The sequence below is a fragment of the Pontibacter sp. GD7 genome (genome assembly GCF_058216375.1).
Genome location: NZ_JBYZMP010000003.1, coordinates 392,838 through 409,353 on the forward strand (window position 1 = coordinate 392,838; position 16,516 = coordinate 409,353).

The 16,516-nt window shown below is 40.1% G+C and carries 16 protein-coding genes; 1 reads left to right on the forward strand and 15 read right to left on the reverse strand.

What is annotated here, in order from left to right; genetic code table 11:
* Positions 1-14 precede the first annotated feature (14 nt).
* The 9 genes from AC4BAP_RS07230 to AC4BAP_RS07270 form a co-directional block, all read right to left on the reverse strand.
* Positions 15-1,319, reverse strand: a complete 1,305-nt coding sequence (locus AC4BAP_RS07230; RefSeq protein WP_490581951.1) for an O-antigen ligase family protein — start codon at positions 1,317-1,319, stop codon at positions 15-17.
* Positions 1,300-2,136 (reverse strand): glycosyltransferase family 2 protein, encoded by an 837-nt coding sequence (locus AC4BAP_RS07235; RefSeq protein ID WP_490581952.1) that lies wholly within the window; start codon positions 2,134-2,136, stop codon positions 1,300-1,302. The genes AC4BAP_RS07230 and AC4BAP_RS07235 overlap by 20 nt, the downstream gene beginning before the upstream one ends.
* A complete protein-coding gene (locus tag AC4BAP_RS07240) occupies positions 2,133-3,248 on the reverse strand; it encodes a glycosyltransferase (protein ID WP_490581953.1) in 1,116 nt (371 codons plus the stop codon). The genes AC4BAP_RS07235 and AC4BAP_RS07240 overlap by 4 nt, the downstream gene beginning before the upstream one ends.
* Positions 3,217-4,371 (reverse strand): hypothetical protein, encoded by a 1,155-nt coding sequence (locus tag AC4BAP_RS07245; protein WP_490581954.1) that lies wholly within the window; start codon positions 4,369-4,371, stop codon positions 3,217-3,219. Before AC4BAP_RS07245 ends, AC4BAP_RS07240 begins: the two co-directional genes overlap by 32 nt.
* A gap of 139 nt (positions 4,372-4,510) precedes the next feature.
* Positions 4,511-5,356 carry a glycosyltransferase family protein gene (locus tag AC4BAP_RS07250; protein ID WP_490581955.1) on the reverse strand — a complete coding sequence of 282 codons (846 nt, stop codon included), beginning with the start codon at positions 5,354-5,356 and terminating at the stop codon, positions 4,511-4,513.
* The gene (locus tag AC4BAP_RS07255) at positions 5,338-6,048 is read right to left on the reverse strand and encodes a glycosyltransferase (RefSeq protein WP_490581956.1); all 711 of its coding nucleotides are present in this window, start codon (positions 6,046-6,048) and stop codon (positions 5,338-5,340) included. The genes AC4BAP_RS07250 and AC4BAP_RS07255 overlap by 19 nt, the downstream gene beginning before the upstream one ends.
* Positions 6,049-6,069: 21 nt before the next feature.
* Positions 6,070-6,924 (reverse strand): glycosyltransferase family 4 protein, encoded by an 855-nt coding sequence (locus tag AC4BAP_RS07260; RefSeq protein ID WP_490581957.1) that lies wholly within the window; start codon positions 6,922-6,924, stop codon positions 6,070-6,072.
* 300 nt (positions 6,925-7,224) lie between these two features.
* On the reverse strand, positions 7,225-8,013 hold the full coding sequence (locus AC4BAP_RS07265) for a class I SAM-dependent methyltransferase (RefSeq protein WP_490581958.1): 789 nt from the start codon (positions 8,011-8,013) through the stop codon (positions 7,225-7,227).
* Positions 8,014-8,023: 10 nt separating this feature from the next.
* Positions 8,024-9,520 (reverse strand): oligosaccharide flippase family protein, encoded by a 1,497-nt coding sequence (locus tag AC4BAP_RS07270; RefSeq protein ID WP_490581959.1) that lies wholly within the window; start codon positions 9,518-9,520, stop codon positions 8,024-8,026.
* A 228-nt stretch (positions 9,521-9,748) separates the two neighbouring features.
* Here AC4BAP_RS07270 and AC4BAP_RS07275 point away from each other — a divergent pair, with 228 nt between their 5' ends.
* On the forward strand, positions 9,749-10,648 hold the full coding sequence (locus AC4BAP_RS07275; RefSeq protein ID WP_490581960.1) for a YveK family protein: 900 nt from the start codon (positions 9,749-9,751) through the stop codon (positions 10,646-10,648).
* Positions 10,649-10,715: 67 nt separating this feature from the next.
* Here AC4BAP_RS07275 and AC4BAP_RS07280 read toward each other — a convergent pair whose 3' ends face one another.
* The 6 genes from AC4BAP_RS07280 to truB form a co-directional block, all read right to left on the reverse strand.
* Entirely contained in the window at positions 10,716-12,266 is a 1,551-nt protein-coding gene (locus AC4BAP_RS07280; protein WP_490581961.1) for a GNAT family N-acetyltransferase, read from the reverse strand.
* A gap of 151 nt (positions 12,267-12,417) precedes the next feature.
* Positions 12,418-13,074, reverse strand: coding sequence for a 3-oxoacid CoA-transferase subunit B (locus tag AC4BAP_RS07285; RefSeq protein WP_490581962.1), 657 nt, complete (start codon positions 13,072-13,074; stop codon positions 12,418-12,420).
* 185 nt (positions 13,075-13,259) lie between these two features.
* Positions 13,260-13,490 (reverse strand): four helix bundle protein, encoded by a 231-nt coding sequence (locus tag AC4BAP_RS07290; protein ID WP_490581963.1) that lies wholly within the window; start codon positions 13,488-13,490, stop codon positions 13,260-13,262.
* A gap of 33 nt (positions 13,491-13,523) precedes the next feature.
* Positions 13,524-14,222 carry a CoA transferase subunit A gene (locus AC4BAP_RS07295; protein ID WP_490581964.1) on the reverse strand — a complete coding sequence of 233 codons (699 nt, stop codon included), beginning with the start codon at positions 14,220-14,222 and terminating at the stop codon, positions 13,524-13,526.
* Between the two features lie 683 nt (positions 14,223-14,905).
* The gene (locus tag AC4BAP_RS07300; RefSeq protein WP_490581965.1) at positions 14,906-15,835 is read right to left on the reverse strand and encodes a bifunctional riboflavin kinase/FAD synthetase; all 930 of its coding nucleotides are present in this window, start codon (positions 15,833-15,835) and stop codon (positions 14,906-14,908) included.
* A complete protein-coding gene (gene truB, locus AC4BAP_RS07305; RefSeq protein ID WP_490581966.1) occupies positions 15,819-16,514 on the reverse strand; it encodes a tRNA pseudouridine(55) synthase TruB in 696 nt (231 codons plus the stop codon). The genes AC4BAP_RS07300 and truB overlap by 17 nt, the downstream gene beginning before the upstream one ends.
* Positions 16,515-16,516: the final 2 nt, after the last annotated feature.

The window sequence follows — 16,516 nt, forward strand, 5'->3', positions numbered from 1 at the left end:
AAGCCCTGGTAAAGTCAGGGCTTTTCTATTTGTGTGATATTACTATTAAACTTCCTCTTAGTGTATCCTGAAAATAAGAGGCAATAGAAAAAACCGAAAAAAACCAAGCCTTTGTTCGTCTGTAGTATAGCCTCAGTTGAACTTGATATTATAATGAGAAGCAGGAATATTGCACGAAGTGCATCTCTGTTTAATAGCGAAAGGTATAATGGGTAAAAGAGCAAGGCAACAAGAATGATAAAACCTAATATACCAGTGCCAAGTAATGTTTGCAAAAACTGGTTATGGGCATTTAGACCTATTAATTCAGGATGGTTTTTCAAACTATAATTTTGATCCAAATGGTGGCTGATATCTCCGATCCCAACGCCAAAAAATAGGTTGTCCTTGGCAATTGTTGAGGCTGTGTCCCAAATGAGAGATCTTTGACTGACCCCACTTTCCGTTGTAGGTTTTCTTTGCTCGAAAAGCTCGGTAGTTTCAGTGATCAATCGGTAGCGTGTAACAGGTAATGCAAGCAACAGGAAAGAGATACTTGCAAAGCCAAATAAAATAAAAACTACATGCTTTTTTTTGAGACCATAGGTCCAGGTGTGCAAAACAAAATATACAATCAGCGAAATTAGAAACCCCAATATAACTATGCGTGAGGATAGTAAAAGCGTAAAAAAAAGGAGGAAAATTATCAATGTAATAAGGCTCACTCTCTGCCAAATTACTAATGTACTTTTTGTTATAAGCTGCTGTATAAGTAAGAAGACGGTAAAAACTGTAAACAAGGAGAAATATGTAGGGTGCAGTTTTAATGGTTTTGCCAATTCACTGTATGAAAAGTAGTCCCAATATATTCCCAGGCTGTTCTTCAGCCCAAAGTTCTCAGAAAATGAATAGGGTAAAGCAGCTGGATCGCCTTCTGTAAAGTTCCTGTAAAAGGCATACCCCAAGCAATATAAACACGCTGCAGCAACGGTTGCGATAAATGCATTACTGATAATGCGCCACTCCCTGCCCTCCAATTTAATAACCTGACCCGTAAGTATAAATGGGAATAACAGTAGAGACAGTTTTTTCTCAAGGTCAAAAGCTGCTGCTCCTTTGTCTGATGAATATACAAGACTTATAACATGTAGTAAGAAGAAGCATACTAGTAATAACAAATGAGTGTCTTTCAGAACTGTCTTTAATCTGATTTTAAAGTTACGCTCAATAATCGTTATCAAGACCAGAAGTATGGTAGCAATGCCTGTGATAGTAATTGACCACGGTATGGAAACTACTAATACCGTAAACAGGTAAAGTTTATACTTCGCTAGATTCATGCTTCAAGTCTCTTAGCACCTTGGCATTTATTTTCTTTCGAGCTTTGTCCCAAAACCACCCCCATTTAGTAAAATACACTACATTGCCATGTATAGCATACAAAAGCAATTTCAGGCTTTTGTGCGAGCCTTTGGCAAAGTGGTGGTAAATCTGAACCTCTGGTAAAAACATTGTCTTGTACTTCATATGTATTCTTCTGGACAAATCTGCATCCTCGGAATACATAAAGATGCGCTCATCAAAAAGGCCTATATCTTCTAACACAGAGTTTCTTATAAACATGAAACAACCGGATAAGTATGGCACATTCATCTTTTGTTCGTACCCAGTAAATCTTAACTCAAACGTTTCGTTCAGCTTCCGGAGTTTAGCTTCATCCTTTATAAACCTTCTTGTAAAGAAATCTGAGGGGGAGGGAAGAAGTTTGCACAGGTATTGTACGCTACCATCCGGATAAAGAACTTTTGGCATTACTTGACCTGTCGTAGGATTAGTCTGCATGAAAGTGTAGAGGTCTTCTATCACTCCAGCCTCAAAGTATACATCTGGATTAAGCACCAAATGGTAAGGTACTTTAGCTGCGATGGACTTCCGGATAGCTATATTATGCGCTTTACCAAAACCCAGGTTCTTACCATTAAAAATATACTCTATCCGGTCATCAAGACATAAGGTCTTCAGATTATCTGTCGGTGAATTATCAACGATGTAAAGCTTTGAAGGAAGCGTTGTTTTCAAAAAACTGGATATAGCCTCGGATAGCACCTGAACATTATTGTTGTAGGTTACAATAGAGGCGGTAACAAGTATACTCATGATAAGACTCTGTGCTTATTTAAAAGTAAGTGGAACAGTTCTTCCCAATTACGGGTAAAAGGATCCTTAACAGGTTTTGCATAAACCGGGGAAAAAACAAGTGTGCCTTCAATAATGCCTTGCATCAATCTGGCTAGGTCTTCGGAGCTTTCAGGGTTAAAAAATGCAACTCTATCATAAGTACCTGCGGTTTCAACTGCATAAGGCAGGTCTGCGAGTAACATTGGTTTTTTATATGGCTTGTATTCTGATATTGGTAAGCCCCAGGTTTCCAGTTTAGACGGGAAGATCAGACAATCGCTGGTGTGATAGTAGTTCTCTACTTCTTCTCTAGTAAGTGAGCCTACAAATTTAATTTCAGGTATGCACTTATACTTTGATAAAGTATTAATAGCATATGGGTTTTCTGCGGCATCAGTAGTTAAAACAACTTCAAAACTGGTTATGCCCCTTGCTTTGAGAATACTGACTGCTTCACATATTACCTCAAAGTTTTTAAAAACCCTCGGAAAAGATGGATAGAAAAATACTGTCATGGAACTAGCAGCATAGGTATCCTGAGGTGTAACTGGCAGCTGGATCACATTGGGGTAAGCTACCACTACTTTTGAATGGGGTAAATCAAAACTCTTTTTAAAGAAATCTCTAATCCAGTCCTGTTGTACAATAACATAGGTATTGGAACTGATATTCATTCTGTAGAGGTACTTGTACAAAAATGTAAATGCTGCAAAAACTTTGTCCTGTAACCCTTCCTTTAATGATATATTATAAGTCGGACTTGCATTATGACAGTAGACTGCTTTTACATCAGCATGTACCGCTGGCGAAATATCATGTAAAGAAAACCATAAATAAGGCTTTAGTTCTTTACTTAGTTTTCTAAAATGAATATATTCATATCCTAGCCGTTTTAGCCATGAACTACGCGAATCTTGATATTCTATATAGTTTATGTTTGTGAAAGGGTATAAATCTTTATTATGAACCAGTGCAATTACTTCATACTCTTCTGACGCATTTTCTGACAGCCAACGTAACGCATCTTTTACTATAGAAAGTGTTCCACCGTAGTGTATATTAATGGCGGAAATAACTATTTTCTTTTTCATTTAACTTCTTAGATATCTCGCCAAACTTAAGAAAGCCATAGCTTATAACTATGATTGGAACTACAAAGATAAGCAAATCAAAAACTTGCGAGATAAATAAGTTTGACTCAATGGCATAGGTAAAGGCTAAAACAACAAGTGAGTAAGCAAAGGCGAATTTAATCAAAGAAAATGTCTTAGAAATGAAGAAATTCTTTCTTAGAAACCCGATAACAAGTCCTACAAATAAGCTATAGATAACTCCACCAATAAAGCCGAAAAAAATGTGCCCTTTTATGAAGAATTGAGTATTAGGCCCTATCGGTATCTCTGGTACTTGTTCACCCGTATTTTCAATATGTAGCTTTACCATTTCAAAACCTAAAGGGAACTCATACTCTGTAATTCTGAAAAGTCCGAGTACGCTGTTTAGTTCATGCGATAGAAAATCTAGCGCAGAATAACTTTCTTTAAAATATGTATAAATATGTGTTTGATAGTAGTAAAGTATAATGTCACCGGAAAGTAGCAATCTGTTATAAAGCCCATAAAAAGCGCTTGTAACTGAGCCTCTCTCCTGATACAGTACAGTAATTGCTACAACAACACCCGCGATTAGGATATACTTCAAGTTGTTTTTATACTTGTGGAAGGTGCTGAAATCAATATTAACCTGAAATCCTGGACGCTTAAGAATGTAAGCCAGCATAAACAGAAAACTTAACAACCCTCCTTTAGAACCACTGAGGCTAGTAAATAATACCTGGCAGAACAGGATGAATAAGAAAGTGCTTTTTCGCTTACTGATGAAAAGCATTATAAAACAGGAACAGGAGAGAAAAACACTTGCACCCCAATTTATACGCCGGACAATACCTAGGCCTCCAACATAGATCCCGCTTTTTGCTCCTGTCGGATCATCACTAAAGATTGGGAATCCTACGCGCATGCCCGCATAAATATTGGCGATCATGTATACAGCGAACAAAGCGTAAATAACCGATTTCAATAATTTAATATTGAAACTGCTGAAATGAATTACTTCTGTTTGTTCTATTCTGTACCGAAAGATGGTAATACCTACCCACAAAGCTAGTTGGCACAAAATAAAATAAACCAATTGCTGAATCTCCTTGACTTGCATAAACATCAGCAAAGTGGTAAATGTGTTTGTTATCAGGAAAAACAGGAGAGGATCGTAAATAGAGAATATGTGCTTTCTGTAAAGCAGGACATAAATCCCCATTATACAGATAGTCCAGAGCGTTATTTGAATAAAATCGCTAACGTTTGTAATCATAAACAAATCTAAGACTTTTAAAACGCACTGCCTGCAGTATAGAAAACCCTACCAAATAAACCTCAGTAATTACACGTGCCAATAAAGGTCGTTCATTCAACAAAGCTGTTGATCGTTTGATTTCGTGAAAGCGTTGTAGTTTGGAATCTAATTCCTCCTTCTCAAAATAATTGAGCTGATGTTTTATACTTGTGTCCAAAACATAAAAATATTGGTTTTGACTGGCATAACAGTTCATAAAATATGTGTCTGTACCATAAAACCTGAGGCGTTCATCGTAACCCAGAAACCTTTTGGATAAATAAGTAGACCTTATGATCATGCCACTATTAATGGCTGCTTTCCATTTCGTTGACATGATACCTCTCTGCGGTTTTTTCCAGCGAATTCCCTTGAAAAGGTACAGATTAGCCGGGCTCACAATTTCGTTGTTCGACTCAACGATCGGTAGAAACAAGTTGATGTCGGGATACTGAGCTATACGCGTTTTGGCTTCTTCAAAAAAATTGTCAGCAAGAACAGAATCATGATCTAACAGCACCAACGCTGTATATGCATCTAATTCAGGTCTTTGGATTACTCTATTATATATTGTTGAAAGGGCAAGGTTTTCCGGAGAAGCTATATATTCAATCTGTTCCAACTTGCTTTCAATGACACTCATTTCATCTGCAGTAATAAGCGATTTAGGACTATTATCCCAAATAAGCAGTTTCGCTCCCTGCAGCTGATCCTTCAACTTAAGTAGAGAGGTAAGCGTCTCAGAAGTTTGAAGAGATTTATTGTACAGGACAACCAAAAGAAAAAGCTTTATCTCTGTTTTATCCATTTTTTTAGCCCTAATACTTTAAAGTTAAGGAAAGCAATGAACTTATGCACTTTTCCGAAATTGCTTCCGATAATATCATACACCTCCCAGAAATGTTTTTGATTATGCGATATACCCCCAATATCATGTTTACAAACCGGTTTAGGATATATTCTGGTCTTTATCCCTTTCCTGTATAATTGTTGGTTCAGATTAAAATCAGCGAAAACTTTGTATTTCAGGTTATACCTCTCATTTAGGGCCCTTTTATAAAATGTGCCCTGATGATGCAGTGTGTTGTTGATCTGCAACTTTAATCCCACTGTTGGTTTGAAAACGGTATTGTTACTTAATATTACAGGGAATGAGATTAAATCCAGGTCAAGTCCCTTTGCCTCCAACAATTCTTTTTCTGGAAGGTGTAAAAGTTCATCACCTAGATTAATATTAAGAATATAATAGCCTGAAGCAAGATCCCATGCTTTGTTCATGGCATCATATATTCCTCTGTCAGGCTCAGATACAAGTTTATCTATCGAATCAGCGTACTTGCGTAATTCTATCAGGGTGCCATCAGTAGATCCGCCGTCAACTACAATGTACTCTACAGCAGGGCTTTTGTGCTTTAAAACACTTTCGACAGTTTTTTCAACAGCATCGACGCCATTGTATACAACAGTAACTATACTTACTAAGGGTGTAGTTTTTGTCACAGATAAAGTTCGGCAAAGTGCCTAAATAACTTGTTTATAAACTTGGTGAGTTAATAATGCCGTCTTTTCCCAAGAGAACTCTGCAGCACGTTTAAATCCTTTTTCAATGAGTGTATTACGAAGTGTAGAATCGGTTAATATCTTTTCTACTGCTTCTTTGATAGAGTCCTTATCATTAGGACTGAAATATAAAGCCGCATCCGCCCCAACTTCTGGTAATGAACTTACATTGCTGGCTAATACAGGACAGCCACAACTCATGGCCTCAATAGTAGGAATGCCAAATCCCTCATACAGAGACGGAAATACAAAAGCCATTGCATTGGCATAAAGTTGTGCCAATTTATTATCATCGATTGAAACCTGCTCAACTTGCTGCTTAATGCCAAGTTGACTCAGTTTTTGATCTTCCTGCAGGGTAAATTTACCTCCTCCGGCACATATCAGTCTCAAGTTTTTATACTTTTCCAGTATTGGTGTAATGGATTCAGCAAAAAAAATAAAATTTTTATACAGACTCCGATTGCCTACATACAAAAGATAATAGTCCTCAGCTATGCCTTTAGCTATGTTTGAAGATACCTGAAGTGAACTAGCCAATGGGATGACCTTAATTTTGTCTTCAGGTATATCATATAAAGAAAGAATATCTCGTTTTGTACTTTCAGAAACGGAGATAACAGCGGCACTTTTCTCTAAAAGTCGCTTCTTATGTGCAATCAAGGGTGTATTTAACTCCGGATATAATCCATGGAAACGCTCATGTATCATATCATGAAATGTGATAACAAAGGGCTTCTTTTTAATGGAACGGGAGCGTAAAAAATAAGGATCGTAGTATGTTGGATGAAATACATCATAGTTTCCAGTAGCCATTGAGATCATGCTTATGACATTGTTAGTATGTCGCATGATATTCTGGTTTCTGATGCTATGGTCAGTATTTAGAAACTGTTTACTAAATATGCCACTGTACTGGCTTAAATACAGGTTATTAGAGAACTGCGGAGTATGCCCCAGCTTGATTTCAGGATCAGAGCAAAACTTATTAAATAATTCTACAAAGTATCGGGAAATACCTCCGAAATTTTGGATAGTGAATGCCTGGTGGTCGTACAATACCTGCATTAAAGGAAGCTTTAAATAAGTGGAAAAATATAATGTGTCTTTATTTAATTAAAGCTTATGAACTTTGCGCAGTCTCTCGAAATCGGATTGTAGTAAACTTTGAGGTTTTTTACTTAAAAAGGCTAAGAGCTTGGCTATTTTCGAATTAGTTGCCAGCTTATATTTAAATTCATTTATATTTTTATGAGTCAAGAGATGTAGATTTCTGTTATTAGTATAAAGTCTTAAGTTAAATTTAGAAGCAATAAACTGCAGGGTCTTGTGCGAATAAAATGCTATGTGCTGCCCTGTCTCGGGTACGAAGTACCACCAATTATCAGGGTTTGCATTTTGATGAGGTATTAATTCAGTTGAAAAGAAAATACTATCACTATAAGTGAGCATTTTTTCAATCTCATCCATTGGATTAACTAAGTGTTCAAATACTTCGAATGCCGTTATTAATTCAAAGCCAGACAGACCAACATTATTTCCTATATCAAAGCCTTCAGCAAAAAGGTTTTCACAATATATATCCTGTCTATAGAAATCATAGCCTGCATCCCGCATCATTCTGACTAACACACCATAACCACCTCCGTAATCAATAAATTGGGCTGTATTAGTAAAAAAGCTATTAATTACCGTCATTAGTATTGGCTGGACATACATGTTGCGGCTTAACAAACCAATATCCATATTAGAGATGGCACTGCTGTAAGCTTCCCCTAGCCAATGCGGTTCTGATGTTTGAATGAAATCGCAATTAGGGCAGCTGTAATAACTGCCTTCATATTTATTTAATATTGTTGTTGTAAAAGCTTGTTTTGTAGTGTGTCCGCAGATCTTGCATTCCATAAGTATGTTTTTAGCTTGAGTGTATGTGGTATGTAGATTCCCTTCTTATTTTTTTATAAAAAATTAAATAAAGTAAGGCAAAACATAATACTATTGCTACAACTTTAATAATAATGTTTGAGGCTACAATAAAAATTACCGCGGCAAAGCTAGGCAATAGTATCTTCAACCCTGCAGTAGCCTCACTATCGTTTAATACACGCCTGTGAAGCAAATTATAAAGAAGGGGGGATGTTAAAGCAATAGTCAATATTTTACCCCAGATTAACCCGTTTTCACCTAAGTATTTGAATAATATAAACATTGCTGCAGCAGTTACTGCTGTGTTGGTGGCCATGATAACAGTATTTAATTTTATGTTGCCAGAGCCTATCAGGTAGTAATAAGGTATAACAGATGTTACAAGTAGTGCTTCAAAACAAAGGAAGAGATTAATAAAGTCTTTAGCCATTAAATAATCTTTGGATCCAAGCCATAGTGTAAATATCGGATCTTCAAACAACACCAGTGTGATGATGCTAATCAATGCCATGCTAATTACAATTAGCTGCATTTTTGAATAAATATGTGAAACCTCTTCCTTGCTTTCTATTTTCTTCGAAATTAGTGGAAAAATAAAACTTGAGCCTGCTGAGAAAACGTTATGAATTTGGGTGGCTACAAGAAATCCAATAGAGTAATAGGCAAGTGTTTCCATTCCAACTGCTGCGGCCACAATGTAACGATCGATCTGAGCTGCGAACACTCCAATTATAGTCTGAACCCATGCCCATGCACTGAAACTAAACACTTCGGCAATAGCTGATTTATTAAATACTGGTATGAATGACTTAAGTCCAAGATCTTTCGATATTAAAAAGATTTGTAAGACCAATGACCCAGAAGTTGCAAATACATTACAGAAAAGAATTGCAGAAAGGGAATAGCCAGACAAAATTAGGCCTGTTCCTGATAAAAGAGCTAACGTGCGTGTGATGATTGAAATTTTTGAATAAATATCAAATCGTTCAAAGGCTTTGAAGTAAGAAAAGAAAATTTGTTCTATTAGGCGCAACGAAAAAGCAAGTGAGGCGATTTGGAGAGCATAAACTGCTTCCGTTCTGAACTCAGTACTTATTTTAAATAATCCAGAGTAGATGATCCAATCAGCTGTAAAGTAAATGGTAACAACAACCAGCAGAAAAACTGAAAAAGTAAGACTGTAAGTAGCTTTAAATATATCTTTTATCTTTTGATCATTTTCTAAAGCTCTGTACTTTGATATAAAGTTTATTGTAGCCTCGCCTAATCCAGCATTTAAAACCCCAATGCTGGCAATAATAGAGTTTACAAGCATCCAAACACCATAAAGCTCAGGCCCCAGTTCCCTTAAAAAAATTGGAGTTGTAATTAGTAGTAATGCCGGATAAACAATTACATCAGCAACACTCCAATAAGCATTTTTAAAGTTTTTAGATTTTATAACTCTATCACTATTTTTCTTATACTTTTGGAGTAATGGTAACATCAAAATGGAAAGTAATAATAGGTGGTGGTAAAGGGAATTCTAACGTAAATAGCAAGCACAAAAATACATAATTTATAGAGAATCTTACCAATTGGAATACCAATAGTTAAACTATGGCTTGATAAGAGTATTCAACTAGAATAAAGTTAAAATTCAAATAATTGTAGTTGATGAGATATAGTATAACTAAGGAATTTGACTAGATTTGTAATTTAATTTCCTAGTTATATGAAAACACAACAGGAACGTCAGCGCCAATTGGAGGATGAGGAGCTTGATTTAAGCTTTATTTACCGGAAGGCCTATAACTTCTTCAGTTCGCTTTTTAGAGTTTTTAAATATATAATAGACGTTACGGTTCGACGCATCTATTTAATTATGGCATTTGCTGTAGTGGGCATGTTGATTGGTTATTTTGCATTTAAATCAACTAAACCCTACTACTCTTCTACAATGACTTTAGTGCTGTCTGAAATTAGGAATGAATTTGTAGAGGACCAGTTGGGCAAGCTAGTTGAAATGATAAATGATGACAACTTTGCTGCCATTTCAAGTAGACTCGATATAACAGAAGAGTCTGCAAAGCAAATTAAAGGTATGAAATTCTCTAATCTAGATGATGAAAGGATTTCGGAAGATAGTGTACTTACAGGATCTCCCTTCAGAATTGAGTTAATGCTGTATGACAACGGTTTGTTCAGTACTATGGAGCCTGCTTTGTCAAACTATCTGGAGAACAACAGGTATTTTTATAAGCAAAAGCTTATTAAGCAACGTCATGTGGAAAACATCATTACGAAACTTAAAAGCGAAATTAAATCGATAGATAGTTTAAAAGTTTCAGTATCAAATCCGAGAGGACCTGTAAACGGTTTTGTATTTGGTGAAGCATTAGACCCTACTAATCTGTTCCGTGAAGGTATTGGGATGTATAAAGAACAGGCCCAACTAGAGGCAGAGCTTGAAAGATTGGATAATATCCAGGTGGTTACAGGATTTTCGCCAAGAAGTAAACCAACAGGCCCTAATTTGCTTAAATTCTTATTATTGGGTGGTGCTTCTTTCTTTTTAATAGGATTGATTTTCGCGCTTCGTAAAGAAAGATTGAGCAAGTCGTATTTAAAGTAAGTATCCAATGATACACAAAAAAGCCGCTGCACCTAAATGCAGCGGCTTTTTTCATGCTCAAGCTTTTTTACTCTTCCTTCCTGGTTACCCAGTTCAGGCTATACAGGTCTTTGCGTCTGTCGCGCAGGTTACGTACGCTGCCTGCTGTGTTCAGGTCCTTCAGTAGGTCCAGGTCCAGGTCGGCGATCAGTGTCATCTCTGTGTTTGGGGTGGCTTCGGCTACCACAGCATCGTGCGGGAAGGCGAAGTCTGAAGGGGAGAAGACGGCTGACTGTGAGTACTGGATGTCCATGTTTTCGACGCGGGGCAGGTTTCCCACGCTGCCTGTAATAGCCACATAGCACTCGTTCTCGATGGCACGGGCCTGGGCACAGCGGCGCACGCGCAGGTAGGCGTTCTTGGTGTCGGTCCAGTATGGTACGAACAGAATTTTCATGTCCATGTCGGAGAGCATACGCGCCAGTTCCGGGAATTCTACGTCGTAGCAGATCAGGATACCAATCTTGCCGATATCTGTGTCAAAAATCTTGAGCTTGTGGCCCCCGCGCATGCCCCAGTAGTGCGATTCGTCAGGGGTTACGTGTAGTTTATACTGTGCATCATAGGTGCCATCGCGGCGGCAAAGGTAACTCACGTTATAGAGCTTGTTATCGTAGTACTCCGGCATGCTGCCCGCAATGATGTTGATATTGTACGATAATGCCAGCTGCACCATGCGCTCCCTGATCTCTTCGGTATACTCTGCCATACTTCGGATAGCCTCTGAAGGAGATTCTTCGTTGGTTAGCGCCATAAGCGGTGCGTTGAAGAACTCCGGGAAGACCACCATGTCCGATTTGTAGGAACTAACTGTGTCCACGAAGAACTCTATTTGTTGCATCATGTCATCCAGGGACTTTACGGCGCGCATCTGCCATTGAACGATACCAATGCGCACTACAGTTTTCTTGCCCCCGATCAGTTTTTCCTTCTCCTCATAGTACACATTTATCCACTCCAGTAAGGTGGCGTATGCCCTAGAGTCTCTGTCGTCGGGCAGGTAACCTTTTAAGATCCTGCGCACATGGAAGTCGTTGCTGAGCTGGAATGATAGCACCGGGTCTGAAAGCTCCTTATTGCGCACCATCTCGATATACTTGGCCGGCGTAAGCTTATCAGCGTAATTTTTATACCCAGGTATACGGCCGCCGGCTATAATGCCCCTTAGGTTCAGTTTCTCGCAAATCTCTTTTCGGGCATCGTAGAGGCGGCGGCCCAGGCGAAGGTTGCGGTACTCAGGGTGCACAAACACATCTATACCATACAATGTATCGCCATCAGGGTCATGCGACTTAAAAGTGCCTTTGTCGATGATCTGGTCATAGGTATGCTTGTCACCGTACTCATCATAGTCCACTATCAGGCTGAGGGCGGCAGCTACCACTGTTCCATTGTCCTCGATGCATATCTGGCCTTCCGGAAACTTCTTCAGCAGGTTCGAAAACTCTTTCCGAGTCCAGGCGCCATCAATATTAGAGTACACCAGATCCATGATCTGTTTTACTTCTTTATAATCCTTCAGCTCAAGTTGGCGCAGTAAAAGCCTATGTTCAAAACTAGTCTCGTTTCTTTCGCTCATGTGTTTGTCTGTCGCAATTTATACTTGCTCCTTGTATACGTGTAGTAAGTAGGGTTTTGATATAATGTAAAGAAAGCCCCGATTAGTACATGCCTTTGTCAGGTAAAAAGGCATAGTTTCAGGGCTATACTTTATTAAATACTGCTATGTGCTATAGCTGGATTTCGGGAATATCACCTTCCACTATCAGGGTGCCTTCAGTGGCAGCTTTAATGTCTTCAACTGTTATACCCGGTGCACGCTCAAGCAGTTTAAAGCCTCCCTCAACCACTTCTAAAACCGCCAAATCAGTAACAATTTTCTTTACACACTGCACACCCGTTATTGGCAATGAACACTCCTTCAGGAGCTTAGAGGAACCGTCGCGGGCAGTGTGCTGCATTGCAACGATAATGTTTTTTGCAGAGGCCACCAGGTCCATAGCCCCACCCATGCCTTTCACCATCTTGCCCGGAATCTTCCAGTTGGCGATATCGCCGTTCTCAGCCACTTCCATGGCGCCAAGTATGGTCAGGTCTACGTGTTCGCCGCGAATCATGGCGAAGCTCTCAGCAGAACTGAAAATAGAAGAACCTGGCAGGGTTGTAATTGTCTGCTTACCTGCGTTTATCAGATCGGCGTCTACTTCTTCCTCAGTAGGGAAGGGGCCCATGCCCAGTAAGCCGTTTTCCGATTGCAGTACTACTTCAACACCTTTGGGCAGGTAGTTGGCTACCAGCGTCGGAATGCCGATGCCTAAGTTAACGTACATCCCATTTTTAACTTCTTTTGCGATTCTTTTCGCTATACCGTGTTTATCGAGACTCATTCTATTCGTGATTTGAAGATTTGAAAATTTTAAGATGTGAAGATTAAGGTTTAATCCTTTCCCATGCTTTTACTTTTCGAACTGATAATGATTTTGGAAATTACCTTTTTTATAGAATCCAACTTCTCTTGAAGATGTGTCGGATTTGGGTATGAAGGAACCCGTTGGCAGAGTAGAAACCAATATTAAGTTTCTTCTACTTCCTTTGCAGCAATTTTGAATTTATGGATAAAGTCAGCTTTGCTCTCGGCATTTTGAGCTTCTCTAACATTAGCCCCAATCGATGTACCGCTTTTTAAAATTTGGTTAGCGATAACAAACTTTCTTTTAGACTCTAACTCCTCTGTAAATAGAATTACATCAACAGCAAAGTCCAGTGTAAGAGTTAATATTAAATTGTCCTTTTGCATATCCATAAATTAAAATTTTCACATCTTCAAATTTCCAAATCAAATATTTCGCACAGTACGCTGTTCGATGCGTTTCTCATACTTCTCGCCCTGGAAGATGCGCTGCACATAAATGCCTGGCGTGTGGATCATGTTCGGGTCTAACTCTCCTGCAGGAACCAGTTCTTCCACTTCCGCTACTGTGATTTTTCCAGCTGTGGCCATCATCGGGTTAAAGTTTCTGGCCGTTCCTTTATAGATCAGGTTGCCGGCTGTGTCGCCTTTCCAGGCCTTCACAAATGCGAAATCAGCTTTCAGCCATTCTTCCATCAGGTACATTTTGCCATTAAACTCACGACTCTCTTTGCCTTCGCCAACTTCGGTGCCATAGCCTGCCGGAGTAAAGAAAGCTGGTATACCAGCGCCACCAGCACGAATACGCTCAGCCAGTGTGCCCTGCGGTATCAGTTCTACTTCCAGTTCACCGCTCAGCAACTGGCGTTCGAATTCGGCATTTTCACCAACGTAGCTGGAGATCATTTTCTTTACCTGGCGTTTTTGTAGCAGCAGGCCAATACCAAAATCATCCACGCCCGCATTGTTCGAGATACAGGTAAGGTCTTTTACACCCAGGCGCAGCAGTTCTGAAATGGCGTTTTCAGGGATACCGCAAAGTCCAAAGCCACCCAGCATCAGGGTCATGCCGTCTTTTACGCCCTGCAGCGCCTCCTGTGCGTTCTTAACCGTTTTATTGATCATAGTTAGATAAATGTGTTAATAAAATAATGTGCTGATGTATAAATGCCAGTAAAGTATAAGTCTGTAATACTGCGCATCTATCAGAGCACGCGCTAAAGTCAAAAAATTTATATAGGGGTAAGTTAGATAGAAAAAAAGCCATATACAATGTATGGCTTTTCGTTTTTGGGTGGAATAGGTTTTAATTGAGGTGAAAATTGTCAGAGCCAGGATCAATACGAGTCATTACATCACTATAAAAAATTAGGAGTGACAGGGTACTAATTTGCTCAAGTTGCGAATAACCAATCCCAAAAGAGCTGCGCTCGCTAGCTCAAAACGCTCGTGTCGGCAAGTTCAGAGGAGGGGAATTTGCTCGAGCATGTAATTCCCCTCCTTGGACAATCGAGAACGAGAGTTCGAAGATTGCGAGCGTAGCTCTGAGGGGCAGGGGTGGTTTGACCCGGCAAAATAAGAATCCCCCTCTTGTTTTTTGGAAAGGCCCTCGACAAAAGGAGGGCCTAGGGGCAATGCCGTCAATTTAAGAATTATAAAAAGCTACTTACATGTCATGATGATGCTGTAAACTCTTAAGAGTGGCAAGGGCCGTATACTTTATATTAAATAAAAAGAGACGCAAAATGTTGCGTCTCTACGTTCTAAAGGAATTCAGTTGATCCAGTTTGATCCTGCTGAACAATGATTTATACATGCAGCACTTTTCGTGTCTCTGCTTCGTCTTTTGCCAATTGCTCTTTTAATTCTGAAAGGCCATTGAACATACGCTCGTTTCGGAGATGCTCCACAAACTCCACTTTTATACTTTTGCCGTAAATGTCCTGGTTAAAGTTGAGGATGTGTACCTCCAGCGTAAGTGCTTTGCTGGCTACTGTAGGGCGTAAGCCAATGTTCATCATGGCAGGGTATTCCTTGCCGTCAACATAGGCGCGTACTGCGTAAACTCCGTTGGCAGGTATAAGCTTTGGTGCCTCCGGCATGGCCAGGTTGGCAGTAGGAAAACCAATGGTCCTGCCTATCTTATCTCCTTCTACAACCGTTGAGGTGATGCTATACTTCCGACCCAGGTATGCATTAGCCGTTTCAATGTCGCCGCTCTCCAGGGCCTTCCGGATCTTGGTAGAGCTAACGCCTACGTCGTCTATGTCCTGGCGGGGAATTTCCTCCACCTCAAAGCCATACTGCTGTGAGCGGGCCTTCAAGTTCTCAAAGCTGCCCTCGCGGTTTTTACCAAAACGATGGTCGTACCCGATCACAAGAAGCTTTGTGTTCAGTGCCTTCACCAGGATATCGGAAATAAACGTGCGTGAACTGGTGCGCGAGAATTCCTTCGTGAATGGGATAATGAGAAGGTAATCGATGCCAAAGCTGCGCAACTGCTCAATGCGTTCTTCGATGGTGGAGAGCAGCTTGAGTTTGTTATCCTCCGGAAACAGCACCAAACGGGGGTGAGGCCAATAGGTAATCACCACGCTTTGGCCATTCTTTTCTTTTGCACGCTCTATTACGCGCCTCAGAATTTTCTGGTGGCCAATGTGAACACCATCAAAAGTACCGCTGGTAACAACGGGGTAGCTTAATTGCGGAAAAGACGCTATATCACGAATTACTTCCATTCGCCTCAAGCTGCTTTTTTCTTATTTCCTGGATGTCTTCTATCGTAAGGGCATCTTCCAGTTTATACTCACCAATGCGCGTACGCACCAGCGATGAAAGGTGTGCACCACAGCCCAGCTTTTGTCCAAGGTCATGTGCCAGGCTTCTGATGTAGGTGCCTTTGGTGCATATTACCCTGAAGTATAACTCTGCGCCTTCTACCTTTGTGATGTCAAATGCCTTGATGGTGATGGTGCGGGGTTTTAGTTCGGCGGACTTTCCTTTGCGGGCCAGGTCGTAGGCGCGTTTGCCATCTACCATCACAGCAGAGTAAATCGGAGGAACCTGCTCGATGGTACCCACGAAGCTCTGCGCGGCTGCATTGATGTCTTCCAGTGTCAGGTGAGTGATGTCGCAGGTTTCGGTTACCTCCGTCTCACGGTCGTAGGAGGGGGTTATCTCACCCAAACGAATGGAACCGGTATATTCCTTCTCCTGTGCCTGTATCTCGTCGATGCGTTTGGTATACTTGCCGGTGCAAAGTATAAGCAAACCGGAAGCCAAAGGGTCTAAAGTGCCGGCATGGCCTACTTTCTTTACCCGGATGGTGTTGCGCACTTTCTTTACCACATCAAACGAGGTCCAGTCGAGTGGTTTGTTTATGAGTAATATTTCGCCTTCGGCAAAGTTGTATTCCATTT